At 35.9% G+C, this 26,098-nt stretch carries 32 protein-coding genes, 1 tRNA gene and 2 pseudogenes; 27 read left to right on the top strand and 8 right to left on the bottom strand.

What is annotated here, in order from left to right:
- Positions 1–63 precede the first annotated feature (63 nt).
- From recJ to P177_RS00140, 4 genes are all read left to right on the top strand, one after another.
- The gene (recJ, locus tag P177_RS00155; RefSeq protein WP_036150543.1) at positions 64–1,752 is read left to right on the top strand and encodes a single-stranded-DNA-specific exonuclease RecJ; all 1,689 of its coding nucleotides are present in this window, start codon (positions 64–66) and stop codon (positions 1,750–1,752) included.
- Positions 1,749–2,132, top strand: coding sequence for a VOC family protein (locus P177_RS00150; RefSeq protein WP_036150540.1), 384 nt, complete (start codon positions 1,749–1,751; stop codon positions 2,130–2,132). Before recJ ends, P177_RS00150 begins: the two co-directional genes overlap by 4 nt.
- 62 nt (positions 2,133–2,194) lie before the next feature.
- Positions 2,195–2,557: a hypothetical protein gene (locus P177_RS00145; RefSeq protein WP_036150534.1), complete on the top strand. Its 363-nt coding sequence runs from the start codon at positions 2,195–2,197 to the stop codon at positions 2,555–2,557.
- Between the two features lie 104 nt (positions 2,558–2,661).
- Positions 2,662–3,924, top strand: coding sequence for an MFS transporter (locus P177_RS00140; RefSeq protein ID WP_036150532.1), 1,263 nt, complete (start codon positions 2,662–2,664; stop codon positions 3,922–3,924).
- Positions 3,925–4,566: 642 nt separating this feature from the next.
- Here P177_RS00140 and P177_RS00135 read toward each other — a convergent pair.
- The 7 genes from P177_RS00135 to P177_RS00105 all read right to left on the bottom strand — a co-directional run bounded on the left by P177_RS00135 (position 4,567) and on the right by P177_RS00105 (position 10,261).
- Positions 4,567–5,331: a UDP-2,3-diacylglucosamine diphosphatase gene (locus P177_RS00135; RefSeq protein WP_036150527.1), complete on the bottom strand. Its 765-nt coding sequence runs from the start codon at positions 5,329–5,331 to the stop codon at positions 4,567–4,569.
- A gap of 74 nt (positions 5,332–5,405) precedes the next feature.
- Positions 5,406–6,392: an endonuclease/exonuclease/phosphatase family protein gene (locus P177_RS00130; protein WP_036150525.1), complete on the bottom strand. Its 987-nt coding sequence runs from the start codon at positions 6,390–6,392 to the stop codon at positions 5,406–5,408.
- Between the two features lie 81 nt (positions 6,393–6,473).
- Entirely contained in the window at positions 6,474–6,923 is a 450-nt protein-coding gene (locus tag P177_RS00125) for a 6-pyruvoyl trahydropterin synthase family protein (protein ID WP_036150523.1), read from the bottom strand.
- Between the two features lie 56 nt (positions 6,924–6,979).
- The gene (locus P177_RS00120) at positions 6,980–7,411 is read right to left on the bottom strand and encodes a hypothetical protein (RefSeq protein ID WP_157486391.1); all 432 of its coding nucleotides are present in this window, start codon (positions 7,409–7,411) and stop codon (positions 6,980–6,982) included.
- A 213-nt stretch (positions 7,412–7,624) separates the two neighbouring features.
- Entirely contained in the window at positions 7,625–8,392 is a 768-nt protein-coding gene (locus P177_RS00115) for an enoyl-CoA hydratase/isomerase family protein (RefSeq protein WP_036150519.1), read from the bottom strand.
- Between the two features lie 21 nt (positions 8,393–8,413).
- Positions 8,414–9,748 (bottom strand): MATE family efflux transporter, encoded by a 1,335-nt coding sequence (locus P177_RS00110; protein ID WP_036150517.1) that lies wholly within the window; start codon positions 9,746–9,748, stop codon positions 8,414–8,416.
- A gap of 12 nt (positions 9,749–9,760) precedes the next feature.
- On the bottom strand, positions 9,761–10,261 hold the full coding sequence (locus P177_RS00105; protein ID WP_036150516.1) for a GNAT family N-acetyltransferase: 501 nt from the start codon (positions 10,259–10,261) through the stop codon (positions 9,761–9,763).
- A gap of 53 nt (positions 10,262–10,314) precedes the next feature.
- On the opposite strand from P177_RS00105, the gene P177_RS00100 reads away from it, so the two are divergent.
- The 3 genes from P177_RS00100 to P177_RS00090 all read left to right on the top strand — a co-directional run bounded on the left by P177_RS00100 (position 10,315) and on the right by P177_RS00090 (position 12,013).
- Positions 10,315–11,112 (top strand): universal stress protein, encoded by a 798-nt coding sequence (locus P177_RS00100; protein WP_036150514.1) that lies wholly within the window; start codon positions 10,315–10,317, stop codon positions 11,110–11,112.
- A gap of 137 nt (positions 11,113–11,249) precedes the next feature.
- Positions 11,250–11,323, top strand: a tRNA-Ala gene (locus P177_RS00095).
- 429 nt (positions 11,324–11,752) lie between these two features.
- Entirely contained in the window at positions 11,753–12,013 is a 261-nt protein-coding gene (locus tag P177_RS00090) for a GIY-YIG nuclease family protein (RefSeq protein WP_036150512.1), read from the top strand.
- Between the two features lie 153 nt (positions 12,014–12,166).
- Here the strand turns inward: P177_RS00090 and P177_RS00085 are convergent, their stop codons facing one another.
- Positions 12,167–13,207, bottom strand: coding sequence for a succinylglutamate desuccinylase/aspartoacylase family protein (locus P177_RS00085; RefSeq protein ID WP_036150510.1), 1,041 nt, complete (start codon positions 13,205–13,207; stop codon positions 12,167–12,169).
- 217 nt (positions 13,208–13,424) lie between these two features.
- Between P177_RS00085 and P177_RS00080 the strand changes: the two genes are divergently transcribed.
- The 20 genes and pseudogenes from P177_RS00080 to P177_RS20280 form a co-directional block, all read left to right on the top strand.
- Positions 13,425–14,588: an imelysin family protein gene (locus P177_RS00080; protein WP_036150509.1), complete on the top strand. Its 1,164-nt coding sequence runs from the start codon at positions 13,425–13,427 to the stop codon at positions 14,586–14,588.
- A gap of 110 nt (positions 14,589–14,698) precedes the next feature.
- The gene (locus P177_RS00075) at positions 14,699–16,093 is read left to right on the top strand and encodes a di-heme oxidoreductase family protein (protein WP_036150508.1); all 1,395 of its coding nucleotides are present in this window, start codon (positions 14,699–14,701) and stop codon (positions 16,091–16,093) included.
- A 1-nt stretch (position 16,094) separates the two neighbouring features.
- Positions 16,095–17,195, top strand: coding sequence for an imelysin family protein (locus P177_RS00070; protein WP_036150507.1), 1,101 nt, complete (start codon positions 16,095–16,097; stop codon positions 17,193–17,195).
- 166 nt (positions 17,196–17,361) lie between these two features.
- Positions 17,362–17,535: pseudogene (locus P177_RS19575) on the top strand (flavodoxin family protein); the annotation flags it as partial.
- Positions 17,536–17,788: 253 nt separating this feature from the next.
- On the top strand, positions 17,789–18,334 hold the full coding sequence (locus P177_RS00065; protein WP_245232984.1) for a sigma-70 family RNA polymerase sigma factor: 546 nt from the start codon (positions 17,789–17,791) through the stop codon (positions 18,332–18,334).
- A 54-nt stretch (positions 18,335–18,388) separates the two neighbouring features.
- On the top strand, positions 18,389–19,267 hold the full coding sequence (locus tag P177_RS00060) for a PhzF family phenazine biosynthesis protein (RefSeq protein WP_036150506.1): 879 nt from the start codon (positions 18,389–18,391) through the stop codon (positions 19,265–19,267).
- A gap of 268 nt (positions 19,268–19,535) precedes the next feature.
- A complete protein-coding gene (locus P177_RS00055) occupies positions 19,536–21,380 on the top strand; it encodes a hypothetical protein (RefSeq protein WP_036150505.1) in 1,845 nt (614 codons plus the stop codon).
- Between the two features lie 88 nt (positions 21,381–21,468).
- Complete coding sequence (locus P177_RS00050; protein WP_036150504.1) at positions 21,469–22,005, top strand: leucine-rich repeat domain-containing protein; 537 nt, start codon at positions 21,469–21,471, stop codon at positions 22,003–22,005.
- 53 nt (positions 22,006–22,058) lie between these two features.
- Entirely contained in the window at positions 22,059–22,631 is a 573-nt protein-coding gene (locus P177_RS00045) for a hypothetical protein (RefSeq protein WP_036150503.1), read from the top strand.
- A complete protein-coding gene (locus P177_RS00040; protein WP_036150501.1) occupies positions 22,631–22,948 on the top strand; it encodes a hypothetical protein in 318 nt (105 codons plus the stop codon). Before P177_RS00045 ends, P177_RS00040 begins: the two co-directional genes overlap by 1 nt.
- 89 nt (positions 22,949–23,037) lie before the next feature.
- Positions 23,038–23,319 (top strand): hypothetical protein, encoded by a 282-nt coding sequence (locus tag P177_RS00035; protein ID WP_036150499.1) that lies wholly within the window; start codon positions 23,038–23,040, stop codon positions 23,317–23,319.
- Positions 23,319–23,591: a hypothetical protein gene (locus P177_RS00030; RefSeq protein ID WP_036150496.1), complete on the top strand. Its 273-nt coding sequence runs from the start codon at positions 23,319–23,321 to the stop codon at positions 23,589–23,591. The genes P177_RS00035 and P177_RS00030 overlap by 1 nt, the downstream gene beginning before the upstream one ends.
- 315 nt (positions 23,592–23,906) lie before the next feature.
- Positions 23,907–23,975 carry a hypothetical protein gene (locus tag P177_RS20530; RefSeq protein ID WP_394330708.1) on the top strand — a complete coding sequence of 23 codons (69 nt, stop codon included), beginning with the start codon at positions 23,907–23,909 and terminating at the stop codon, positions 23,973–23,975.
- Positions 23,959–24,231, top strand: coding sequence for a leucine-rich repeat domain-containing protein (locus P177_RS00020; RefSeq protein WP_084684578.1), 273 nt, complete (start codon positions 23,959–23,961; stop codon positions 24,229–24,231). Before P177_RS20530 ends, P177_RS00020 begins: the two co-directional genes overlap by 17 nt.
- A gap of 16 nt (positions 24,232–24,247) precedes the next feature.
- Positions 24,248–24,400, top strand: a complete 153-nt coding sequence (locus P177_RS20160; protein WP_167333081.1) for a hypothetical protein — start codon at positions 24,248–24,250, stop codon at positions 24,398–24,400.
- Complete coding sequence (locus P177_RS19245; RefSeq protein ID WP_157486365.1) at positions 24,382–24,639, top strand: DUF6892 domain-containing protein; 258 nt, start codon at positions 24,382–24,384, stop codon at positions 24,637–24,639. The genes P177_RS20160 and P177_RS19245 overlap by 19 nt, the downstream gene beginning before the upstream one ends.
- A 193-nt stretch (positions 24,640–24,832) precedes the next feature.
- Complete coding sequence (locus P177_RS00010) at positions 24,833–25,030, top strand: hypothetical protein (protein ID WP_036150488.1); 198 nt, start codon at positions 24,833–24,835, stop codon at positions 25,028–25,030.
- 430 nt (positions 25,031–25,460) lie between these two features.
- Positions 25,461–25,646 (top strand): hypothetical protein, encoded by a 186-nt coding sequence (locus P177_RS20290; RefSeq protein ID WP_245232983.1) that lies wholly within the window; start codon positions 25,461–25,463, stop codon positions 25,644–25,646.
- 94 nt (positions 25,647–25,740) lie between these two features.
- Positions 25,741–25,908: a hypothetical protein gene (locus P177_RS20285; protein ID WP_245232982.1), complete on the top strand. Its 168-nt coding sequence runs from the start codon at positions 25,741–25,743 to the stop codon at positions 25,906–25,908.
- A pseudogene (locus P177_RS20280) lies at positions 25,880–26,098 on the top strand (oxidoreductase); the annotation flags it as partial. The gene P177_RS20285 and the pseudogene P177_RS20280, both read left to right, overlap by 29 nt.

Raw genomic sequence — 26,098 nt, 5'->3', positions numbered from 1 at the left:
TTGATATTTGAGTTTGAATTTAAAGAACTGCCAACTGAAACTGTAAACTGAATACTGACTAGAATGCGCTGGACAATTAAACCAAAACCGAAACAAAAAGATATCGATGCTTTAGCCGATGCGTTAAATGTCGATGCTTTGGTGGCGCAGCTATTATTGCAAAGAGGTATTTCTACCTATGAAGAGGCTAAGAATTTCTTTCGTCCGCAGTTAGAAGATTTACATGATCCTTTTCTAATGAAGGACATGGATATTGCGGTAGAGAGAATTGAAAAAGCCATTGCCAACGGAGAAAACATTTTGGTGTATGGTGATTATGATGTAGATGGTACTACGGCCGTAGCTTTAATGTCATCATATCTATTAAGCTACTATCCTAATGTGGCAACTTATATTCCGGATCGGTATGATGAGGGGTATGGAGTATCATATAAAGGAATCGATTTTGCAGAGGATAATGGGTTTACATTGATTGTTGCGTTGGACTGTGGAGTGAAAGCAATTGACAAAGTAGCGTATGCCAAAGAAAAGGGAATCGATTTTATCATTTGTGACCACCATAGACCCGGTACAATATTACCGAGTGCAATAGCAGTTTTAGACCCAAAAAGAGAAGATTGTTCATATCCGTATGATGAATTGTGTGGCTGCGGAGTAGGTTTTAAATTGATTCAAGCTTTAGGTTCACGTAGAGGAGAAACTATTGACGATGTTATCTATTACCTTGATTTAGTGGCGACTGCGATAGGAGCGGATATTGTACCGATTACTGGAGAGAATCGAATATTGGCTTTTTATGGCTTGCAAGTTATCAATCAGCGACCTAGAATCGGTTTTAAAGCTATTATTGATCAAATCAATAAGAAAGAACTTACCATTACAGACGTGGTTTTCATTATTGCACCTAGAATTAATGCAGCCGGTAGAATGAAACATGGTCAATATGCAGTAAACTTATTGACCGAAACCAATATGAATCAAGCCATACAATTCGCTTCTGAAATTGAAAAATTCAATACCGATAGAAGAGGGCTAGATCAGGAAATTACGATTGAGGCACTAGGGCAAATTCAAGAAAATCAGGAGGAAGAAGGTTTTACTTCTGTAGTTTATAAAGATACTTGGCATAAAGGAGTTATTGGTATTGTAGCATCAAGGTTAACGGAAACCTACTATAGACCAACGCTGGTTTTTACAAAAAGTGGCGATAAGTTGGCAGCATCGGCAAGATCAGTTAGAGGTTTTGATGTGTACAATGCTTTAGAAGGTTGTGCAGATTATATTGAACAATTTGGCGGGCATAAATATGCCGCAGGTTTAACCTTATTAGAAGCGCAGTATAATAATTTTAAGCATCAGTTTGAGAAGGTGGTGAAAGAGAGTATTGACCCACAAATGTTGATACCTGAAATTACAATAGATACCGTAATAGAATTAAAAGATATTACACCTAAGTTAATGCGAATTCTAAAGCAATTTGCCCCTTTTGGTCCCGGTAATATGTCGCCAATATTTATGGCAGAAGATTTACATGATACTGGTTACGCAAAAGGTGTAGGTAAAGAAGAAGCACATTTAAAAGTTTCTGTGGTTCAGCAAGACAGTCATAGAATTGATGGTATCGGCTTTAATATGGGCGATAAACTTTCATTAGTAACGGGTAGAAAACCTTTTAGCGCTGTTTTCTCTATTGATGAAAATGAATGGCAAGGTAATGTGAGTTTGCAATTGAAGCTAAAGGACATTAAATGAGAATAGAGCATATTGCTATTTGGGTGACCGATTTAGAAGCTATGCGATTGTTTTATGAAACGTATTTTAATGCTGTAGCAGGAGAAAAATATCATAATCCTAGGAAAGAATTTACCTCTTACTTTTTAAGTTTTACCGATGGTGCTCGTTTAGAAATTATGCATAAACCAACTATTGTTGCCGCTTCTGATAATGCTTTAGATACCGGATTTATACATTTTGCCATGTCCGTAGGCTCAAAAGAGCAAGTACATGTTTTAACTGAAAAGTTGAGAGAAGACGGATTTACAATTGCCGGCGAACCTAGAACTACCGGCGATGGTTACTATGAAAGTGTTGTACTAGACCCGGAAGGTAATCAGATAGAAATCACGATTTAACAATACTATTTATAATTGTTCTAAATAAGATCTATATATTTATACTAAATATGAAGATTCTTATGAACGATATACATCCTATTTACCAAAATGATTTTGGAATAGCCTTCCAATGGAAAAAAGATAAACCTGGCCAAGCCAATAAAGTTCAAGTTATTTTCAGGGATATTGGATTATTACTTACCTATAGCGAGTTACGTCATTTTTCTAAGTGTATTGCAGATACTGTTGAAAACGGCAAAGGTCATCTTTGTGGAGATTGCAAAACAAAAGAGACTTGCAGGTCATTGTTATTGAACACGCCTGCCCATCAAATTACCTTTGCAGTAAGTTATCAAGAGGCTATAGAGGTTAGAGATTTAATAAATGGTACGTTATTTAAGTTAGAATTGGACTCCTTTTTCGGCGAATTGGGAATTGGATAGTATCCTATAATTTTTTTGCTAATGCTATCGACTAATTAGTTGCAAATTCTTGATTTGTCCATTCATTTATTAAATATCTTTGAAATCTATTCAGAGATTTACCTATGCGCGTAAATGATCCCTATGCAGCCTTAAGATATAAGGAATTCAATATTTTTCTTCTAGTTCGTTTTGCAATGGTTTTTGCCTGGTCAATGCAATTTATAGTCATAGAATGGCAAGTCTATTCAATGACAAAAGACCCGTTGTCACTAGGTATTATTGGTTTGATGGAAGTAATACCTGCGGTAGGTATGGCACTTTTCGCCGGTCATATCGTGGATCAGAAAGAGAAAAGAAATCTATTGATAAAATGCATATTCGGGTTTTCTGTCATTAGTTTTGGACTTTTTATGTTGAGTATGCCTTCAGTCCTAGAGACGTATGAAACCAAAGTAATTCTTTATGGTATCTATGCCTTGGTTTTCTGTGGCGGATTGGTACGTGCATTCTTAGGTCCTACCATATTTTCCTTAATTGCCTTGATAGTTCCTAAAAAAATATACCCAAATGCCGCTACTTGGAGCAGTACTACATGGCAAATGGCATCGGTTCTTGGTCCGGCATTAGCAGGATTTTCTATTAGCCTAATAGGCGTACACTGGTCTATGTGTGTCATTTTCGGCTTTTCATTGCTAGCATTGACCGCTCTTTTCAATATTTCAAAGAAACCAATTTTAAATCCTAAAATTGGGGAACCCGTTTTTCAGAGTTTAAAAGAAGGATTGACATTTGTATTTAAGACCAGAGCGGTTTTAGGTGCGTTGACTTTAGATATGATTGCCGTACTTTTTGGTGGAGCTGTGGCATTGTTACCCATTTTTGCACAAGACATTTTACATGTAGGGTCAGAAGGTTTTGGTGTGTTAAGAGCAGCACCTGCTGTTGGGGCTGCCTTAACTATGTTGGGTTCTACGAGATTTCCTTTACATAAAAACGCAGGTAAAAAGTTATTATTAGCCGTATTTGGTTTTGGGGTGTGTATGATTGTATTCGGGCTATCAACTTATTTCTGGCTTTCGGTGGCAGCCTTGTTTTTAAGTGGAGCAGTAGACGGTGTATCAATGATTATAAGACAAACCATATTACAATTAAAGACACCCGATAATATGCGTGGGCGTGTTGCCTCTGTAAATTCTATGTTTGTGGGGTCGTCTAATGAGCTTGGAGCATTTGAAAGTGGCGTAACGGCAAAATTGATGGGTACGGTAACTGCTGTTGTTTTTGGGGGTACCATGACCTTGTTGACCGTGGGTCTTACAGCAATTGTTTCTCCTAAATTCAGAAAGCTAGATTTACAGAAAGACGTAGAGGATCACGAGAGTTAACACTCTTAAAGTAACATCATAAAAAAAGCTCCTTATAAAGGAGCTTTTTTTATTGTAGGTGGTGCTTAATGTTTGGGTCATTAAGCTGGGGGAACTTGTAGGTAAACTGAAGATTTGGGAATCAACACTTAATCTAAACAACAGTGTAAAGATAGAACCAATGTCTAGTTTGTACTAACTTTTGTTGTGAAGTGTCTATTTTAATATGTAAGAAAAGGATTACATGTGGTTTGATGTATCTTTAAAATGTATTTTGTCCATTTTTTGTAAATCTTAATCAAAAATACGGAAAAATGTAGTTGTCATAAATGAACTGGTTATTTGGGAAATATATATTATTAAAAATTTTAGGGAATTTTTAAAAGGGGAAAATTTTGGAGGGTATAAAAAATTTAAAATCACCAAAGAAGCCCCTAAATTAGGGGCTATTCTTTAAAGTAGGTATGCTTAAAATTTGGGTTTTAAGCTGGGTAAACTTGTAGGTAATGTGAAGATTTGGGGTCAACACTTAAACTTAATAACAGGGTAAAGATATAACGAAGAGCTAGTTTTATAAAACTATTGTTGTGAACTGCTTAATTCCTGTTGTAAGAAAAGTATTACAATAGAATTTGTGTATTTCATCGATGTTTTTGATGAAATTTAGCTGAATTCTTTTAATGAAAGTTGCTGGCCGTCAAACTCGGCATACGTGTAGTAATTGATCCAATCTCCAAGATTGGTATATTTTGAATTTTCCTTCAATTCAATTTCTAATGGAAGATGTCTATGACCAAAAATGAAATGGTCATAATGTTGCGTTTCTAACTTTCGTTTTGCATATAAAACCAACCATTCTTTATCGTGTCCTAAAAACTTGGCATCATCATCTCCACTGATCAACTTATTACTTACAGAAAGGTGCTTCGCCAAACGAACACCTATATCTGGGTGTAGCCATCTAAAGAACCATTTGGCTACCGGGTTTGTAAATACCTTTTTCATTCTTTTGAACCCCTTATCATCTGGTCCTAGTCCGTCACCATGACCTATAAAGAACAAAGCTCCATTAATAGAATATTGTTGAGGTTTGTGGTAAACAGGTATGTTTAATTCTTCTTCAAAGTAACCGTTCATCCAAAGATCATGATTACCAACAAAGTAGTGTATTGAGATTCCGGCATCAGACAGTTCTGCAAGTTTTCCCAGTGTTCTGGTAAATCCTTTTGGGATAACGGTGGTGTATTCAAACCAAAAATCGAACAAATCACCCATTAAGAAAATGACTCCGGCATCCGACTTGATCGTCTCTAACCAACGAATAAACTTTAGCTCTCTCACTCTACTTTCTTCCATAGTAGGTGCGCCTAGGTGGTTATCACTAGCAAAATATACTTTTTTTCCTGCGGGAAGTTCAATGTTCGTCATCAGGATGTAAATATAATAACTGTTTTGCGTACCAAGGGAATACACAGGTCAAAATAAGAGAATGCAATTCTAAATCAAACGGCAACATCTTTTTCGTTCAGTACTATTTTTATGGGTAGGTGATCACTAAACCCTTTTTCATTGAATGTTGAAGAATTGGGTCTACCAAACTTTACAGGTTTCTGGTAAGATCCAGAAGTAAGCTCAGGGTATGCAATGATTTCTACGGTACTCAATTTAAAAGGTAATTCTGACTTCTCTGACAAAATACTTTTAGAAATCATAAACTGATCTAACATATTATACTCATTACCGAATACGAATGTACCTATTTGAGCATTTAAAAATCGGTGCATTACATTATAAAAGTACTTTAGGCGTACTCTATTACTTTTCACCAAGGCTTTGTTATTGATAGCCTTTAAATATGCTGTAATACTTTTGTTATAAGGGTTGTCATTGAAATCTCCCATTAATATGATATTGGCATCATTACCTTGTTCTTCGTAAATTCTCTCGATCCAGTACGATAAATTTTCCGCTACCATTATTCTAAATGGCTCACTCTCAAGTTCACCGCCAGATCTAGAAGGCCAATGGTTAAGTACACATACCAGCTTGTTGCCATTGGCAGTGTTGATGTGTACTTGAAATAAATCTCTTGTGGTATTTCGTTTTATAATACGTAGGCTGAAAGTTTGTTGCTCAGGTCCGTATTTGGTCTTGTCATAAATAAGCGCTGTATCAATACCTCGTTTATCTTCTCCTTCAGAGATAACATAACCATAGTTCTTATCAAGTGCCGTGCTCATGGCATCAATAAGTAATTCGATAACATATTCATTTTCTACCTCGCAAACTCCCAATAAATCAGGACCTTTACCATCATTGAATTTTGATATGACTGCGGTTAGGTTCGCAATTTTCTGATTAAGAATAGCAGCGTTCCATCCGTCAAGTTCCTTACCTAAATGGTTATTTAAAAATTCACTTCGTCTCGGAGAATTTTCTACATCAAATAGATTTTCAAGATTCCACCAGTAAATATGATGCTTTGTCATGTTGTTATATTAAGGAGATTCCTTAAAAATAAAACAATTTAAAAGCTTGTAAAGTAAGTATATGGTTAAGTTTTGTTGAACTTAATTGTCACTGGCATACCATTCTGCGAAAGAAGTATCTGTTTCTTGCAGTTTTAAAGAGAATAAAGAAATGTTTTCAGGAAGGCGAGATTTTATTTTCGCGGCAAAATCTATGACCATATTTTCACTAGTAGGTTGGTAATCTGCCAAGATAACGTTGTGCCCCCTATCGGTTAATTCTTTGGCCAGTTCTACATGTGGAGTGTTTTTATTGAATACGGTGGCGTGATCAAAAACATCAACGATATCTTCTTTCACTATTTTTTTAAGATCTCCAAAATCGATTACCATTCCTAATTTTACGTGGCTAGTATCTGTAATAGGTCTACCAATAACGGTTACTGATAATTTATAGCTATGACCATGTACATTTCTACATTTACCATCATAACCATAGAGTGCATGACCGGTTTCAAAATTGAATTGTTTCGTAATGCGAATTTTGCTCATAACCTTTAATTGTGTGGCAAAGGTAGGGAAAGTTTAAACGCATTAATAGCGAAAAATCATTCTAGAACAATGACTGTATTTCCTGTTATTAAGCTAACATGGCAACAGTCTGCAGCAACCTCATAGGTTTCATCAATAACCTTTTCATTGTGGATAGTACCTTTAAAAGTTAGTGTGGCAGTCGAATTTTGATATTGAACACGATTACCATCACTAAGAATAGGATAAACACCTTGTTCTTTCAAATATTTATATTCCTCACCGTTGAAATCTGCAGCAAGGTTTTCACCAGTTTCATTATCGATAACCTCATAGTTGTCAAGAGATACAGGTTCGCCCGACGCATCTTTAACGCTTACGGTTATAGTTACAAAATTTAAGGTACATATGACCGTAGAACAATCTACTGGCTCTGGTTCTGGATCAGCTTGGTCAGAACAGGTCATAAGAAAGAAGGATAGAAATACTAATGTGATTTTAGCGAACATGAAAACGGTTTATTAAGAGATGTTCATTTACCGATTAGTTGCGTAAGTTGTTGAACTACCTTTTATATTTCTTCTTTGCTCGCATTTTGTTAATGACATAAATGATCAAAACAGAAAGAGCAAGAACGGGAAATACCAGGTTACCGTTTAAAAACTGAAAGAATTCCATACTAATTATTTAGAAACAGAACGAATAGCTGTTTCAGTTATTGTTTATTTTTTAAATTTTGACAGTGCGTTTCTCGTAAAATCCGAAAGGGCTAATTTTCCGGTGATAGCGGCGCGTTCTGTCAATAAGGTATCCCAATGGTCGGTACCTTCCCATAAAACTTTCTTCCATTCCGTTATAGCTTCGGCATTATAGCTTGCCAATTTATGAATGAAGAAGTCAAGTTCCTTATCCATTTCGTCTGCAGAGTCATATACTTTATTGAACAGTCCTTTTTCTTGAGCCCAATAAGCACTTTTCCATTCCGTAGGTGCCAAAGACATTTCTCCCATAGCAGCATTTCCTATTTTGCGGGCTACGGCAGGCGCAATAACCAACGGAGCAATACCGATACTAAGTTCAGATAGTTTTATGGAAGAATTTACGTTAGAGTATACATAGTCACAAGCAGCGGCAAGACCTACGCCACCACCTACAGTTTTACCATGTACACGACCAACAATTACCTTTTTACATTTGCGCATGGCGTTGATGACATGGGCAAAACCACTAAAGAAAGCCTTACCTTCTCCAAGGTTAGAAACCTCTAACAATTCATCAAAAGAAGCACCGGCACAAAATGCTTTTTCACCTTCAGATTTTAACAGAATAACAGAAATTGCCTCATTATCTGAAAGCTCGTTTATCGTATACGTTAAACGTTCTAGAAGTTCAGATACAAAAGAATTACTGGCAGGATGCCCAAACTCTACATGAGCAACTTTACCATCTATTCGTGTATATAAACTTCCATTTTTTCTTGTAGTTACCATAGCATTTTATTTGCCTCAAAATTACGGATTTTGCAATAAAGGTTTGAATTTGTTTCTGAATTTCCACACTAGGGCAGCACTTCTAATAAACATCCAAACGGTGAAGGCAAGCCAAATTCCCGTTAATCCCCAATTGAGGGATTTGCCTAAGAATAGCGTTGGCACAAATCCTAAAAAGGTAGCTACAAGCAGGGTATTGCGCAAGTATTTCATTTCGCCGAGACCTTTAAAGACTCCGTCTAAAACGAAAGCGGTACTATTAAAAGGGAGACCCAGAATAATAATATAGAAGATGCCGTAAAAAGCGGATAGCACCAAAGGCTCGTTAGAAAACAAACTTCCTAAAGGTTTATAAAAAATAGTTGCCAATGCCATAATAACTAGGCTAACGAGTAGCCCGTATTTCGTAATCTTTTTTGCCAGTAGCCAGAGTCCGTCATAATTGCGTTCCCCTAAAAGTCTACCGCCCATAATATTACCAGCGGCACCGTAGCCATCAATAAAAAAGGCGGAAAATAACCAGAGGTTTATAGCAATGGTATGTGCGCCAATATATTTATCGCCAAGCGCGGTTGCTTCTCTAACGGCAAGAATCAGTGCGGTGTTCAAGGCGATGGCACGCACAAACAAATTTAAGCTCATAACTACCAACCTACCAAGTTCTTTGTGAATAGGTAGTTTTAGTTTTAGGCTAATATCGGTTTTGGTTACAAGAAGATAGAACGCCATGATAGCCATGATCGCTTGCGCCAACAAACTTGCATACGCGGCACCTTCAAGGTACATGGCTGGTATAAAGCCTTCAATTCCATACACAAAGGCAAAATCGAAAATTACGTTCAATACTGCTCCGGTAATGGCTATGACCATAGGCCAATAGGTATTCTGCAATCCGCGGAAAATACCCATCACTGCAAATACGAAAAGGGTTAATGGAAAGCCCCAAACACGAATGGAGTAGTAGCTGATGCAATATTGCAATATTTTTCCTTTGGCATTTAAGAGTTCAAAGATTTCTTGAATGACAAAAATGGTAGAAAGCAAAACCAGAATACTTAAGGCAATGTTGAGGTAAATTGCCTGAGCGGGCAGTGTTTTAACTTCTTCCAATTTACCAGCTCCTAAGTATTGCGAAATAATAGCGGAAATGGCGCTACGCGTCTGACCAAGAATCCAGATGAGCATAGAAAGAAAAGAACCCACAATACCTGCTGCGGCAAGAGACTCTAATCCGTCCACCGGAATATTACCTACAATAGCCGTATCGGTTATAGATAAAAGAGGTTCTGCTATACCTGCAATGGTAGCAGGTATAGCTAAGGCGTTTATAGATTTTAAATTAACAGAGGTTTTCAAAAAATGGGTTTTCTATAGTACAAGTTCGTAGCAATGAAAGGGGTGGTCGCTTTGTTTTGGAAAAAAGATATCTCCTAATTTGGTATACCCACGTTGCTCGTAAAATTTCTGATTTCTTTTGTTTTGGCTAAAGGTATCCAACCTAACCGATAGGGCATTATTTTCTCTGGCAAAGTTTTCTCCAAAATCCATTAAACGCTGAGCAAAACCTTTACCTTGATGTTTAGGGTGCACCGCAAGACGATGAATGTAGTAGTTCTTTGTGTTTTGGGTGAGCCAATCAACAGATTTATATTCTTCATCCATAAAAAGGGAAACAACAATACAACCAACTATTTCGTTATCAAGCTGAAGTACATAAAGTTCATTGCGTTCTATATCATTTTCAAATGCCTGCTTAGAAGGGTATTCGGTAGTCCACTGGTAAATACTATTGGCTTCCATAGCAATTCTACATGCATCTGTCATGAGAAGAATTTCAGGTATTTGCGATATCTTTGCCGATGCTATCATACAATGAATTTAATTAAATTGTAAATTTAGAGTTATAATCAATACTTTTTATCATGATGAATATTCTTGTTCCGATCGGGACCTCCTCAAATGCGAATCAAACATTACAATATGCAGTAGATTTTGCAAAAGACTTTGGTGCTGAAATATATGTAATGGAGGTTTTTAATGTCAGTGGAAAAACAGGAACACTTACCAATGTAACACTAAAGGTAGCCGAAAATTCGAAGGAAAGATTAAAAGAAATTATAGGAACCGTAGATACAAAAGAAGTATCTATAAAAATAGCAAGCTTTAACGGTGATCTAAAAGACGGACTTAAAGAAATTGATAAAGGAATTGGAATTGATCTTATTGTTTTGGCACCTAGAAGTAATGACATTCAAGAAGCGAATTATTTAGGACAAACATCAGGAGCCATTATTAAAAGAACGAACATACCAACGTTAATCGTACCAAAAGGAACAACATACAAATCGTTTGAAAATATATTAGTAGCTTTTAAATCTGGTATTCTAAGAAGAAAGAGAATTCTTGATCCGTTAATTGAAATTCAGAAAAAGCATAATGCAAACGTGAATTTATTGATGGTGAAAACACCAGGATATTCAGATGACGATCTAAAGATAAATACGGCGTTGATGGACATAAGTTCTCAATTGACCTTTACAGAAAACTCAACTACCTATCATGGTGTTTTAGAGCATTTTCAAGCAAAACACCCCGATTTACTATGTGTTTTTAGAAGAAAACGTGGTTTTTTCAAAAAATTATGGGAAAAGAGTACAATTTCAAAAACAGAGTTTTATGCCCCAGTACCGGTATTGGTGCTTAGCGTAAAGAAAGATTAAGTAGTACTTTGATGGCTTGTTAAAATAGGTTTTCTTTGAGCTGCTTAAAAATTGAGGGATTTATTCTGTTTGCTAGAGCGTCCCGAAGGCATTCGGGAAGGTCGTTTTTGGTGTTTTAAGAAAAAATGGTAATATAAGGGGGATTAGCTCAGTTGGCTAGAGCGCTTGCCTGGCAGGCAAGAGGTCACCGGTTCGAATCCGGTATTCTCCACTTAAAGCTTCCATTTTGGAAGCTTTTTTTATTTATAGTCATTAGGCGATTATTTATCGTATTAAATTGATCAGATATTAAAAGAATAGAGCGTCCCGAATGCTTTCGGGAAGGTCACCGGTTCGAATCCGGTATTCTCCACGTATAAGGCTTCCAGTCATGGGAGTCTTTTTTTTGGTTTTAATTTGATGATGTTAATTTGGTTAAGAGCGTCCCGAAAGCTTTCGGGAAGGTCACCGGTTCGAATCCGGTATTCTCCACGTATAAGACTTCCAGTCATGGGAGTCTTTTTTTTGGTTTTAATTTGATGATGTTAATTTGGTTAAGAGCGTCCCGAAGGCTTTCGGGAAGGTCACCGGTTCGAATCCGGTATTCTCCACACAAAAGGCTTCCAAAATGGAAGTCTTTTTTATTTGTTTATTTTTAGAAATGTCATTTACTACATACATTATTTATAGTCAGACTTTAGACCGTTACTATATTGGTAGTACAGAAGATATTAATGAGAGACTTATACGGCACAATAATGGTAACGGCTCTACATATACAAAAAAAGCAAAAGATTGGGAATTGAAATGGAAACGTGAACATGAGACTAGAGCTGATGCTATGTCTTTAGAATTTTCAATTAAAAAGAAGAAAAGTCGAAAGTATATTGAATATTTGATTTCAAAATCGAATTTAGAATAGAGCGTCCCGAAAGCTTTCGGGAAGGTCACCGGTTCTAATCTTCTCCACGCAAAGCTTCCATTTTTTGGAGCTTTTTTTGGTTTTAATTAGGGAGTCATTTGGTTTAGAGCGTCCCGAATGCATTAGGGAAGCTCACCAGCTACAGCAGATCACCTACAAACGCTTACTAATACACATTAAAGTATCATCAATATTAACGGGCGGGGTAGAGATTTTGTACAATATAATACCCGATGTATGTGCTTTGTACTCCTTAAGTTTCTTCCCAAATTCATTGGTGATATAACCTACAACATCCCCTTCTTTAACGGTATCTCCCGCATTAAGGTCGCTGTAAAAAAGTCCTGTTTCGGTAGCGCTTAAATAGGTTTGGTTGTTGAGCTGAATAAGGTTGGTATGTGGTCCGGTTCCGTTATCATACATATCCATATTGTCAAGCATATTATAGACTCCATTTTTTATTAAGCTAACCGCATCTTCCTGTACATTGCCCAATTTGCCACTTTCAAAGCTCAAGGCTATTTTACCATCTTGTGAGGCTTGCTTAAAAACATATTTTGCAGGTTCATCATCCCTTAAAGAGAAGGGATATGAAACTATATATTCAAATCCGCTGTTCTCAGTCAGTTCCCTGGCTTTTTTGGTTTGTTCTGGATAATTAGGGTTATCGTAAAAAAGTGCAAACGGAATCAAATCTTCATTGACCCCACCACCGTGTATATCTATAAAAACATCGCTTACAGGTATGATGGTCGTAGTAATAAAATCCGCAATTTTTTGGGAAACGCTACCCGTAGATTTTCCGGGAAAGGCACCATTTAAATTTACTTGATCATGCGGATTTACAATAGAAGTTCTCGAAAAAAACGAACTGGTATTTGCAATAGGTATAATGATCACGGTGCCGTTTAATTTATCGACATCAATTTCGCTTAACAGCTCTTGTACACCAACAATTGGTGGATATTCAAACCCGTGTACACCGGCTACAATGGTAAATACAGGTCCTTCGTTCTTTCCTTTTAGTACAGAAATAGGCAAAAAGGTTTTGTTATTTCTAGCGTCTTGAAATTCAATACGTATGTTGTCTTTTGATGGTCTTATGGTGTTTGAAAATACATCTTTAAAGCTGTTTTGGGCAATCGCAAAAGTGAGAGAGAAAAAAATGAAAATGGTAAAAAGAAGCTTGTGCATGATACCCTTGTTTTATGTGATGTGTTTTGGTAAGACCAAATTATTAAAAAGACATTATTTAATTACCTATACAGCTCCTTTTCTTATTAGAAATTGCAGTACTAAGACCAAATGTTAAATTTCTTATGTTAATTTAGAATAATTAAAAATAACTTGTTCATGTCTTTGTGATGATTTAGATTTGGCGTCTATTTAAAATAAATCTAAATAAAATATAATGAAAAGAGTTATTCTGGCTGTAGGTTTTATCGGTCTAACATTAATAGGTTGTTCATCAGATGATGATTCAACATCAGAAGTCGTGATAGACGATTCTATCGAGTCATCAGCGGTAATAGAAAATTATGCAGATTTGGTATTGGCCAATTATCAAGCTGCCATGGTAGATGCAGAAGCATTGAAAGTCGCTATTGACCTTTTTGTAGCAACACCAACAGAAGATAATTTTAACGCTGCCAAAGAAGCTTGGTTAACGTCAAGGGAAAGCTATGGTCCTTCAGAGGCTTTTCGTTTTGCAAACGGACCTATAGACACGGGCGATACCGAAGAAATTGAAGGGTATTTAAACTCTTGGCCTTTAGACGAAGCATATATAGATTATGTTGAAGGAGATGTTGATGCCGGTATTATCAACAACCTTGCAGATTTTCCAACATTGACTAAAGAAGGCCTAACTGGTGAAAACGGTATTGGCGGTGAAGAAAATGTTGCTATTGGTTACCATGCCATTGAATTTTTACTTTGGGGTCAAGATCTTACGGCACCATCAGAGAATTTAGCAGGTCAAAGAACATATACTGATTTCGTAGATGGTGGTACGGCTGCCAACCAAGATCGTAGAAGAGCATATTTGGCGATAGTTGCAGATTTGTTGACCGATCACTTACAAATTATTATAGATGAGTGGAGCGGTGACTATAGAACAACCTTCTTGGCTTTAGATGAAGATGAAGCTTTAGATAACATGATCAGTAGTATTGCTGAGCTTTCTAGAAGCGAGCTGGCTATTGAGCGTATGGCGGTAGCCTTACAGAACCAAGATCAAGAAGATGAGCACTCATGTTTTAGCGATAATACTGATAGAGATATTAGATTGAATTTGGCAGGTATCGTAAATGTATACACTGGAGTTTACGGTAGTGTAAATGGGAACTCTTTACAAGATTTGATTGAAGAGGCCGATGCGGATCTTGCAGCAGAATTAGATGCTTTATTGGCAACTGCGGTTACTGATGTTGATGCAACATTAGATCCTTTTGATTTAGCGATCGTTGATGGCGAGTCTAGCGTAGAAGGTGCAAAGGTACAAACAGCTGTACAAGCGTTGGTAGCTTTTGGTGACAAGCTTTTAGAAGCTAAAGTTGCACTTGATATTGATTAAAAATTATGGCTAAATGCCAATTATACCTAGGGTTGTGATAAGCTGTCCTATATAAGAAAATTGTAAATTAAAACTGGATTTTTTAAAATCCAGTTTTGTTGTTATATAAAATGAACAGAATTTCAATAACGATTTTATGTCTGCTGGTAATTATGGTTACCTCTTGTGGTAAAGATGAGGTAATTGTTCCCTTAATGGCAGAAGAAGGTGAAGAGCTTTCTGGCGGCACCACTTCATCTTCTAATTTTTCTGCGGAAGCGTTTGGTTTTGCTTCCCCAGATCTAACGTTTGATGAGCGTGTAACCTTTGGGGTGGGCAACTCGCTTTTCAACCAGAGTTGGGTTACTGCACCGGCGTCTACCACCGCTAGAGATGGTCTAGGTCCTTTTTTTAATGCAAGAAATTGCTCTGGTTGCCATTTTAAAGATGGTAGGGGAAGACCGCCGGAGTATGACGGTGAGTTTTCTAGTGGTCTTTTGCTGCGTTTGGGTCTTTTGCAAACCACTGAAAATGGAGAAAATATAGGCGATCCCATTTACGGCACGCAATTTCAAGACAATTCTATTTTAAGTGTAGATAAAGAAGGTACTATTATTATCACCTATACACCATTGATCGAAAGCTATGCCGACGGTACGGAAATATCTTTACAGGTGCCGGAATATTCGTTTACCGGTCTAAGTTATGGGGGTTTAAGTGCAGCTACGAGAATATCGCCCAGAGTGGCCAATCAAATGATAGGCTTGGGTCTTTTAGATGCTATACCAGAAGCAACTTTGTTGAGCTATGCTGATCCTAATGATGCCGATGGTGATGGTATTTCCGGTAAAACCAATATGGTCTACGATGTTGAAACGGGTACCCGGGTCATAGGTCGTTTTGGTTGGAAAGCCAATCAACCTAACATTAAACAACAAGTAGCCGCTGCATTTTCTGGCGACTTGGGTATAACGTCATCTCTATTTCCTAATGAAAACTGTCCTGATCCTTTAGATTGTGATGATTACCCAAATGGTGGAACACCGGAAATTCCCGATGATAACTTAGAAAACGTCACTTTTTATGCTGCATCGCTATCCGTACCAGAAAGAAGAGATGTAGATGATCAAAATGTGTTAGAGGGTAAAGAGTTGTTTGTAAGTATAGACTGTGCTAAATGCCACATACCAAAATTGGAGACGGGTGCTTATGAAATAGAGGCATTGGCACACCAGACCATTCGCCCTTATACTGATATGTTGTTGCATGATATGGGAGATGGGCTAGCGGACGGTCTGCCCGATTTTGATGCTAATGGCAATGAATGGAGAACACCACCATTGTGGGGTATAGGATTAATTGAAACAGTAAACGGCCATACCAATCTATTGCATGACGGTAGGGCCAGAAATATAGAAGAGGCCATATTATGGCATGGTGGGGAAGCTTTAGCTTCAAAAGAAAAATTTAAGAAGCTTTCTATAGAAGAAAGAAACAAAATTATTCAGTTTTTGAATACACTTTAAGATGATGAAAAAGACAATTTTATATGTAGTTGTGGTATTGTTCATAATTTCTTGCGGCAATGATGATGGTGTAACTATTGATGAACCAGCATTGTTACCTGTAGAAGAAGGTCGTAGCCTACAGGTATCCAATTTATACGATTATCAGATAGAGGTAAACCAGGCGGCACATGTGGCAGTTTTGAATAATTTGGTAACTCAAAGTTTAGCCTTTGAAGCTAATATTACGGAAACTGAGCTAGTGGCGTTGCAAAATGCTTGGAAAACCGCTTTTTTAAACTGGAAGAGTAATGAAGTATTTAACCTAGGTGCCATTCAGAGCTCGTTTATACATACCAGAATTAATCAATGGCCTACAAATGATGAGGCATTGGAAGAGAATATTGCAGGCGAAGAAACATTGAACAGTGATTTTGTATCAAGTGTAGGGGCAAATACAAAAGGGTACAGTGCTATTGAATATTTGTTGTTTCATGATACCAACGCCGTTGTACTTGCTGAGTTGACCACAGCTGAACATGCCGAAAGACGTATGCAGTACTTGTTGGCATTAATAGAGAATTTAGCGGAACAAGCCGCCTTTTTACAAACCTTTTGGGAAGGGGTAGAACCTAGCTTTAAAAGCAATTTAGAGACTGGCGTAAATGGAAGCCAGAACCAAGTGGTCAATGCAATTATTGCTTCGTTAGAAGGCATGAAAGGCACTAAAATAGAAGAAGCGCTAAATGCTGAAACAGATGCTGTAACCTATTTTGAAGCGTATAGGAGCAGAACCAGTAAAGAAGCCTTGATCGTAAACCTAAATACATTGTATAATAGTTATTTGGGTGAGTATGAAGGCCAATCAGGTTTTGGGTTAGAAGATTATATTTTAGAAGTTTTAAACCGACCTGAAATCGATACCGCATTGCAAGAAGCCTTTGTTGTGGCTATGAGCGATTTAGAAGCTATGGATGGCGCTATTGAAGATGTTTTGGTGTCCGATGTTACGGCTCTTGAAACCCTTAGAACAGATCTGCAAACCATTATAGGTTTGCTTAAAACAGATTTGTCAAGTGCGGCTAATATTGTAGTAACTTTTAACGATACTGATGGAGATTAAATAGCACCTATTTAGAAGTTGAGACTACTATATGTGGTACAGCTATGATAATCGAGGTTAAAAGCAACTTTTCATTATTAAGTTCTTTTAACCTTGTTTGTTTTTAATATAGCCTACTACATAATTAAGATTTCAACATTAAATATTTTCCCCAGGTTTTAAAGAACCCGTAGGTTTTGATAGTGATTTCACCAATAGAAACACCACTTTTATGACCTACAAACTATTGCATTTAGCCAGAATGTTGAAAGACAATAACGGTTACCCCAACTACGGAAATAGCCGTACCCAATGGGATGATGGCAAACGGTGGGAGTTTGAAAATCCAGAGTATAGATAGTGGTTTAGTTTATAGTAATAAGTATCAAGTATTAAGTATTAAGTACGGAGTACTTAGATGTAACTTTTAAAATAATTTACTTATTACTTTGTACTCAGTACTTAATACTATTTTTCTCCTAACTCCTAACTCCTAACTCCTAACTCCTAACTCCTAACTCCCTAATTACTTTATACTTTTTTCACTTAACACACAACAGTACTCATCTTATAAAACGTTAACTTACAGCCAGTTCATCCAAAAAACAAATCGTTTGTCACTGATACAAAATGAAATCAATACCATTTGGCTAGACCTCAATGAAGAATTGTATCATTTTATATTGGGCAAGATCAAAGATGAACAAGTGTCAAAAGACATTCACCAAGAAGTATTCTTGAAAATACAGACCAAAATCCATCAATTGCAGCATACCTCTAAATTGACTTCTTGGGTGTATCAAATTACTAGAAATACGATTATAGATCATTTTAGAAAACAGGGTAAAACCACTTCGAGCATTGAAGGTATAGAGCTTGCAGAAGAACAGTCGGGTGATTTCGACTATGCCAAGCTCACTAATTGCATTAATCAGAAAATAGGGGAGTTATCAGGGCAACATAAAGAAGCCATTGTATTGACCACCTTTCAAGAATACTCGCAAAAAGAGCTGGCCAAGCATTTAAATATCTCGTATTCGGGAACAAAATCAAGGGTACAAAAAGCTAGGGAAATATTAAAGGTACAACTGCTTTCTTGCCCCAATGTAATAGCTGACCGAACAGGAAAATTGCTGGATTTTGAAAATAATGAAGAATAGCTACGTCTTTTTTTAAAGTTTGCCGTCTATCTGATATAATCTTAAAAAATTACGATGGACGAATTAAAAAAAGTAACCGTACAAATACTAAATGCCTTTACAGAAAATGATAAAGGTGGTAACCCGGCAGGTGTCGTTTTAGATGCAGATGCACTCTCGCATGAAGACAAATTACATGTTGCCAAAAAAGTGGGGCTCTCTGAAACCGCTTTTATTTCTAGATCCAACACGGCAGATTTTAAGTTAGATTTCTATACACCCACCAAGCAGATAGCCCATTGTGGACATGCTACCATAGCAGCATTCTCGTACTTAAAACAGTTGGGGAAATTAAAGGGCAAAGCATCGTCAAAAGAAACCATAGATGGAAACAGAAAAATAGAAATACAGGGCGATTTGGCATTTATGGAGCAATTGGCACCCACGTATAATAATGTTATCGAAAAAGAGATCCATATTCTAACGTCTTTAGGATTAACAAAAGCAGACCTACTACCAAACGCACCGTTGCAAGTGGTCAATACGGGGAATTCATTTCTGTTAATCCCCGTAAAAAACAGCAAGATCTTAGCAGGAATGTCACCAAATATTGATGCCATAGATCAGCTAAGCGATCATTTCAATTTAATTGGCTACTATGTATTTACTACGGATTCTACGGCAGATATCGATGCTACGGCTAGAATGTTCGCGCCACGCTATGGTATTTTAGAAGAAGCCGGTACGGGCATGGCTGCAGGGCCGTTAGCCAGTTATTTGTATGATGTTTTACAGATCAAGAAAACTACTTTTCAAATACAGCAAGGTAAATATATGTTACCGCCATCACCAAGCGCTATTACGGTACAGTTGCAAGTGGAAAATGAAAAAATAGCCGGACTTATGGCAGGCGGAAAAGGAGTAGTGACTCGTAAACTAGAAGTTAATGTATAAGCAGAAAAACCAACCAATTACTCTTTACTTAATACTTTGTACTCAGTACTTAATACTATGTTTTCTCCTAACTCCTAACTCCTAACTCATAACTATTTTACACCTCGTATTTCTCTTTTACGGTTACCCGTAATACTACATTGAAGAAAAATACTACCTTTCTAGTCGGTTCTAAAACATTACTTCCCCCTACCGTTTTAGAGTTTAAATTTTTTACTGTCGCATTATTTATTCCAGAATTAATTATAACAAGTAGGTATCAAGTATTATGAAACTAGAGAAAATATTAGATAAGTTAGGATCTATTGAAAAGAATTCATTTATTAAGATTATTGATAATATCATATCTAAAAATCCAACAAACGCAAAGGAAATTGATAAGATTTTAAGCTCCTCGGATAAAGGTTTGAAATCTGTTGATAATCAAAATATTTCCAGGATATTTAATTTAACATCTTCAGAATTTAGGGGTTACATAGAATGTGAGTTTCAGGAAATAACATCACAATTAGATATTTTAATAGATATAATAATTCGTGATGGTAATTGTATTATGAAGCAAGATTGGCTCTCAAGATTATATGAAACGGAAATAAAAAATTTAAAAGGTAGAATCAAAGTTTTAAATGCAGATTTTGAAGATGAGAAGTCCGATTTGAGTTCAGCTAGAAAAAGAGATTATAGAATTTATAAATCATGCTTGCAAACAGCTTATCAGAATGATATAGAAAATAATAGAGATGCTAAAATAACGTCAGATGAACTTTCTATAATATTAACTTTAGGAAAGCAACTGGGTCTTTCTCAAGAAGAAGTGAAACTTATTAATTATTCCATTATCCCAATTAAGAAATTGGACATTCAGGAAGTAATTAAAAGTCTTAAAAATATTGGCGTAATATTTTATTCTAACAAAGAAAACACCATTTATGTAGCAGATGAAATGGTTAGATTATTAAGAAACATTAGGAAAAAAGAAGTTGCTACTAAGTTTTATAGAAGAACATTAAAATTGCTGCGAGAACCTATAATAAATCAAATTGCAAGGAATCATAATATTGATAGAAAATTATCATCTGCACAAAAAATAGAGGAAATTATAAAAGAGGGAATTTCTTTCACCAATTTGCTTTCAGAAGATATTTATAAACCGGGAAGTACTTTGACCGAAAAAAAGAAAACTCTAAATGAATTGTGTGAGAAAGGCTTAAATATTGAAAATCTAAAAGGAAGTGTTTTAGAAGATAAAATAGGTAGTTTAATTCAACATTTTGAAAATGTAGAGCGTGACGAAAAAGTAGGTATTTCTTTGGATGGATTTGATAAAATGCTGGTAGAGCTAAACCAATCATTACCGAAATTAAATAAAGAAATTAGAACTCAATTTGAACTACAAGAAGAGTTTGTTCTAAAAGGGGATTACCTATTGGACTATAACATCAAACCTAGAGATATTCTTGACTTAATAACTAAATCTGATTTAACTAAGTTTATTAAGGATAATGGAATTAAACAAAGAGGAGACGATATATTAAATATTTTAGAGCATTACAAAGATGTTGAAAATCTTTATTTGGAAAACTACTCTAATGTAGCTTTTAGAGATTTGAATGTTCTAAAGGAAAATGGCATCACCGTAAAAGAAAGTGAATTAGGATCAAAGTTTGAAGAATTGACGAAAGTAATTTTTAGAGGTTTAGGTTTTGATGTCGATGAAGCTTTGAAAAGTAAAATTAATACACAAAAGGATATGATAGATATTCTTTTAAATTTAGGAAATGATGAGATTATTATTGTTGAATGCAAAACTAGCAAGGAAAGAGGTTATAATAAGTTCAGCACGGTTTCAAGACAATTAAAGTCCTATCAAAAATTAGCATTGAAAAATAATCTACGAATTGTTAAGATTTTATTGGTTGCTCCAGAATTTAGTGACGATTTTGTTACAGATTGCGAAATGGATACGGAGATGAACTTATCACTATTAACGGCATCAACATTATCAAATATTTTAGAATCTTTTAAGGAATCCAACTACACTGAATTTCCTCATGTATTATTTAGGGATATTGTAATTAACGAAGAACGAATTTTAAAAGCATTGAGTAAATAATTAGACTTTACGAAAACTAAACCGCCAACTACAGCGAAAAGACCCGTACTATGAAGTAACAGATTGCTTTTTTAAATTTCTACGAAAAATGAAAACTCTAACCCTAATTACACTACTAATTTTAATCTTCTCTTGTCAGCCTAATCACCTTTTTAAAGATTTAGAAAATCAAGAGCAGGTCTTTATTGAGCTTTCAAAATATGGGTTAGAAGATATACCTAAAGAGGTTGGGCAATTAAAGAATGCAAAGAAATTAGAAATCTACGTTGATAGTTTAGAAGGTTGGGCTATTTATCCTCCACTGAGCGCAATGGACCAATATATAGACGAACCACCATTTAGAACCATACCACCAGAATTATTAGAACTTGAAGGTCTTGAACAACTAACGTTATATGACCTAGATATTAAAACCTTACCCGAAGATTTGTACAGACTCAAAAATCTAGAATATCTAGACCTATCAATGAATAAACTGACCGTCTCAAAAGAACTGGCCAAATTGAAAAAGCTAAAGAAACTGAAATGTGTAGAGCTGTTTGGTAACAGAATAAATAAGCTAGAATTAGAAAAGTGGAGAAAAGAAAACCCAAATCTTCAAATGCGGTATGGTGATCAATATTGAGTTTCTAAAGGTCTTAAAGTACTTGGTTCAATCTTAATCCCTATTTTTAAAAAATGAAGGAAGGCTTAATAAAAGATACTTATGAACTAATAATAAAAGAAATACAGACTGTAATTACGGTTTGTTATCTCTTGGCTGTAGGTATAGGTATGATATTTAATTATAAAAAGTATGCTGAGTTTGGCATAAACATTTTTGATTACGGAGACGTTTTTGACTTCTTAATAGCTCCATTTTCAGATGTTTACATTATTCTTTTTGCAGCGGCATCTACGTTGTTTATTTCCATCCTATTTTACCTTGATTATGTTTGGTTAAAAAGATGGCCTAAATCATATTCAAGATTCAATTTTGGGAGCGATAGAAATAAATGGTTCAAACAGTATAGAGTGTTAATGATAATAACAGGTCTTATTGTGTATTTATTTTTATCTGCTGATTTTTACGGTATGTACACGAAGAAAAAAATAATCAATCAAAGAGATATTACCATTACTCTAGTAGATAATGAAATGAAGAAGGGTAAACTTATTGGTAAGACCAAGGATATTGTTTTCTTATTAAATGATGACGGTGTTTTTGCAATACCCCTTACTTCTGTAGTAAAACAGATAAAATTAAAGTAATGGGCATTTTCGGCTTGTTTAAAAAAGAGAATAATAAGTCCGAAGTTTTAAACACAGACAACGGCATCTTAGGTCCTACATTTCTTAATGATCTTACGGAGCATATTGAAAACCCTAAAAACTTGCAGTCGCACGAATGGCGTAGAAAATTAAGAAATGCATCAGGCGAGAGCAAATTCAAAATTAAATACTACGGAGAACTTAACGAAGATTATAACAACCTAATAGTGGAGACAAATGTTGCAACGGCTTTGATTATATGGGCGACAAATGATAATGGTGAGACAATTGAAATGGTATCAGAAGAATTGGCTTAATTGAAACGTATTCTAAATGTTTATCAAAGCAATAAAACTTCAAAAGAACCGCTTAATTTTACAACTATAGTCTTAGTCAACCCTAATCTATGAGTCAACAAAAGCTACTTCAAGCCATATTTCAAGACCAGAAACCAAGAGAAATACTAGCCATAAATTCCTTTGGTGACATTCTCTTTAAAACCAAAAACACCCAAGGCGATTGTTATGCTTTATTGCAGATTTACATAAATAATAACAATACAGACAGGGAGTATGCATTTTACTTTAAGCAACATCTACTGGGCAATAGCTCAAAACAATACAAACAATTTTTAAGCGGTAAGGGGTATTTAGAACGGCAGAACAAAAAGAACTACATGAAACCCTAATGTTACGTAATGGGCTACTTGCAACTCTAGATAAAAAACTATCAAAAAAACCGAACGAAGTTTACGTAGCCAATGAATACCTAAGCAACCTAGACAATATTGAAGCCTTCTATACCTTGCCCAGTGACACTTTTTATGAGAAGCTATTACAAGAGTGTACGTTTAATGAAGACACACTTACCGATCTTACCGAGATTGACAATATTGGCGAGAAGCCGGCTTTTATATTCAAAAGTTGTACTGGGGCTACGGTAGGGAAGATAGCACGGTAAAAGAGAAATTGTATGAGTGTGTTAACCTTCAAAATTTGTCTGTTTGGAACGAATTTGGCGATTTTTTAAACGATCAAATTTCAAAATTACAGGAACTGAGTACTGTAAGTGTGTTTAATATGTATAGCATTCCAGATGCCTTTTTAAATCAGTTACATACGTTGACCAATTTGGTGAGCCTTACATTGGGTAGCCATACATCTAACGCAATGGATCATCAATATCAGCTAAAGACCTTACCTAAGAATTTAGTTGTGTTACAAAATTTAAAATACTTGAATCTAGGATGGCAATCAACTAACCGATTTTGCCGAGATAAGCAGATTATCAAATTTAAAAACTTTGAGTTTATACAACAACGAGTTTTCTGATTTGGAGGTATAGGGGGCTACAGCATTTAACGGAATTGAATCTGACGAATAATGCCATAACAGAATTACCGGTAGCCTTAAAAGAACTGTCTCAATTAAAAGTACTTGTCCTTAGCAAAAACCCTTTACAAGAAATACCGAGTTGGTTGGGTGAACTTACCCAGCTAAAAGAGCTTCATTTAGAGCAGACACAGCTAAAAAACACTACCGGAAAGTATAGGTCAATTGACCCAATTAAAAGTGTTAGGGTTAAAGAAGAACCCGTTTGAGACTTTGCCAAAGGTTATGGCTAAGATTCCTAAGCGTGTTTTGGATCTAGAATTAAGAAACAGGGCGTTGTTTGATGCTAAGGCTAAACAAAAACTCTCCGCCTACCCAGAGGGAGACTTCTTATTTGAAACCGACCTTATTTTAAGTTATTGGTCATTCAAAAATTAATGTATGAAGATGAGCTGCTGCTGCCAAAGTTTAGTATTTATGAGTTTGCCAAAACACATGATGTTGATATTGAAGAAAGGGGCTATGAATTACTTCCGGAAGCGGTAGCGTATTTCAAAAACATAAAAATTCCGTCTAGCCTGTTAATAGATATTGAAGAGTTATATCCGGATGGAGGCAGTGAAATTTACGGTCAACTGTACCCTTTTTGGGACGGTGAAGATGACTGTTTGATGTAAATAAGCATAGACGATATAGCATATCTTCCACGCTTAAAACGAACCAACAATTTATTCTTCAACAAAGAACAGGTTAAAGAACTAAGAAAAAGAAAAATCAAGGTAAGCAACTATTAATGCATGTCTAAAGCAATGTTTACTGAATCATATAGTTGTTATCTTATGAGTTTTAAAATTTTAGTCATAGTCTGTATTGCCTTCATATGCTTTTCCTGTAAAGAAGAAAAAGAAAGTGTATACCCCAATAGAATCTACGTCTATTGAAGTAAATATGACTTTAAATGAAGCTCCAGAAGATTTTAGGGTACAAACCATAAACGGCAATATCTTTGATTCTGCCGATCATAAAGGTGGCTATTTGGTGTTGTTATATATGATAAAAGTTATTTAAAAAGCAGTGAAACCTATGGGCCGAATTAAATGAAACCTATAGTAGGTTCAAAGGCAAGGTTACCTTTGTAGGAGTTATTGAAGGGCTTATAGAAAGCGAGGAAGAATTACGTGGTATTGGCTAAGTGCGATATTCATTTCAATCAGATTGATAACACAAAGAATTGGTCTATGCAAAAGCAAGAGAACAACACTCCTGCAAAAATCATCATTGACCCAGAAGGAAAAGTGATTTTCAGCAGTGGTGGAAAACGGAAAGTTTAAATAACGAACTAGCTTACCTAGTAAAGGATTTATAAGTAATAGTCTCACTATCCCACTAACAAACGAATCCCCACCAAAAAGTACACAAGATTCGAAAATGTGTGTAAAAAGCCTATCCTCCATTTTACCTTTGTCCTATTCTTTAGACATATAAAAAATAGGATATAATGAGTACAACACAATTTGGCAAACAAGGGTGGACACCCGCTAGAATAAAAAGCCTTAAAGGCAAAACATTCTTAATTACGGGCACTACCAGTGGTACCGGTTTTGAGTCGGCAAGGATACTGTTGTCTAAAGGCGCAAAAGTGGTGATGGTGAACCGTAACCCAAAAAGGCTGCAGATACTATAGCAACCTTACAAGAAGAATTGGGTAGAGCCATACCGGTAAGCAATATAGAAATGGACTTGGCATCATTGGCTTCCGTAAAAAAAGCCGCAGATGGGTGCTAAGAACCGTATCACAAATAGATGCTTTGTTATGTAATGCCGCCATTGCCCAAGTGCCCAAACAAACGTTTACCGAAGATGGATTTGAAAGTCAGTTAGGTGTAAACCACTACGGTAATTTCTTATTGCAGGCATTTGTTATATCCGCGCATAGAGGAATCTGAGGGGCGTTTTGTAACTGTTGGCAGTATGGGGTATAATATGGGCATCAAGACCATACAGTTTAATGATATGAACTGGGACAAGAATTATAATCCGAATGCAGTTTACAGTCAAAGCAAACTGGCGCAGATGATGACGGTTTATGAATTACAAGATAGATTGAAAAAGGCAGGTAAAACAAATGTTAAGGCA

Source organism: Maribacter forsetii DSM 18668, from assembly GCF_000744105.1.
In the GTDB taxonomy this organism is placed as follows: Bacteria; Bacteroidota; Bacteroidia; order Flavobacteriales; family Flavobacteriaceae; genus Maribacter; species Maribacter forsetii.
Note: the sequence above shows the minus strand (reverse complement) of the source record. Positions and strands in the feature narration are given on the sequence as shown.

Bases quoted from the DNA above. Each gene is read 5' to 3' on its own strand.
- recJ (WP_036150543.1), top strand. From the start codon at position 64: ATGCGCTGGACAATTAAACCAAAACCGAAACAAAAAGATATCGATGCT.
- P177_RS00150 (WP_036150540.1), top strand. From the start codon at position 1,749: ATGAGAATAGAGCATATTGCTATTTGGGTGACCGATTTAGAAGCTATG.
- P177_RS00145 (WP_036150534.1), top strand. From the start codon at position 2,195: ATGAACGATATACATCCTATTTACCAAAATGATTTTGGAATAGCCTTC.
- P177_RS00140 (WP_036150532.1), top strand. From the start codon at position 2,662: ATGCGCGTAAATGATCCCTATGCAGCCTTAAGATATAAGGAATTCAAT.
- P177_RS00135 (WP_036150527.1), bottom strand. From the start codon at position 5,331: ATGACGAACATTGAACTTCCCGCAGGAAAAAAAGTATATTTTGCTAGT.
- P177_RS00130 (WP_036150525.1), bottom strand. From the start codon at position 6,392: ATGACAAAGCATCATATTTACTGGTGGAATCTTGAAAATCTATTTGAT.
- P177_RS00125 (WP_036150523.1), bottom strand. From the start codon at position 6,923: ATGAGCAAAATTCGCATTACGAAACAATTCAATTTTGAAACCGGTCAT.
- P177_RS00120 (WP_157486391.1), bottom strand. From the start codon at position 7,411: ATGTTCGCTAAAATCACATTAGTATTTCTATCCTTCTTTCTTATGACC.
- P177_RS00115 (WP_036150519.1), bottom strand. From the start codon at position 8,392: ATGGTAACTACAAGAAAAAATGGAAGTTTATATACACGAATAGATGGT.
- P177_RS00105 (WP_036150516.1), bottom strand. From the start codon at position 10,261: ATGATAGCATCGGCAAAGATATCGCAAATACCTGAAATTCTTCTCATG.
- P177_RS00100 (WP_036150514.1), top strand. From the start codon at position 10,315: ATGATGAATATTCTTGTTCCGATCGGGACCTCCTCAAATGCGAATCAA.
- P177_RS00090 (WP_036150512.1), top strand. From the start codon at position 11,753: ATGTCATTTACTACATACATTATTTATAGTCAGACTTTAGACCGTTAC.
- P177_RS00085 (WP_036150510.1), bottom strand. From the start codon at position 13,207: ATGCACAAGCTTCTTTTTACCATTTTCATTTTTTTCTCTCTCACTTTT.
- P177_RS00080 (WP_036150509.1), top strand. From the start codon at position 13,425: ATGAAAAGAGTTATTCTGGCTGTAGGTTTTATCGGTCTAACATTAATA.
- P177_RS00075 (WP_036150508.1), top strand. From the start codon at position 14,699: ATGAACAGAATTTCAATAACGATTTTATGTCTGCTGGTAATTATGGTT.
- P177_RS00070 (WP_036150507.1), top strand. From the start codon at position 16,095: ATGATGAAAAAGACAATTTTATATGTAGTTGTGGTATTGTTCATAATT.
- P177_RS00060 (WP_036150506.1), top strand. From the start codon at position 18,389: ATGGACGAATTAAAAAAAGTAACCGTACAAATACTAAATGCCTTTACA.
- P177_RS00055 (WP_036150505.1), top strand. From the start codon at position 19,536: ATGAAACTAGAGAAAATATTAGATAAGTTAGGATCTATTGAAAAGAAT.
- P177_RS00050 (WP_036150504.1), top strand. From the start codon at position 21,469: ATGAAAACTCTAACCCTAATTACACTACTAATTTTAATCTTCTCTTGT.
- P177_RS00045 (WP_036150503.1), top strand. From the start codon at position 22,059: ATGAAGGAAGGCTTAATAAAAGATACTTATGAACTAATAATAAAAGAA.
- P177_RS00040 (WP_036150501.1), top strand. From the start codon at position 22,631: ATGGGCATTTTCGGCTTGTTTAAAAAAGAGAATAATAAGTCCGAAGTT.
- P177_RS00035 (WP_036150499.1), top strand. From the start codon at position 23,038: ATGAGTCAACAAAAGCTACTTCAAGCCATATTTCAAGACCAGAAACCA.
- P177_RS00030 (WP_036150496.1), top strand. From the start codon at position 23,319: ATGTTACGTAATGGGCTACTTGCAACTCTAGATAAAAAACTATCAAAA.
- P177_RS20160 (WP_167333081.1), top strand. From the start codon at position 24,248: ATGGCTAAGATTCCTAAGCGTGTTTTGGATCTAGAATTAAGAAACAGG.
- P177_RS20290 (WP_245232983.1), top strand. From the start codon at position 25,461: ATGAGTACAACACAATTTGGCAAACAAGGGTGGACACCCGCTAGAATA.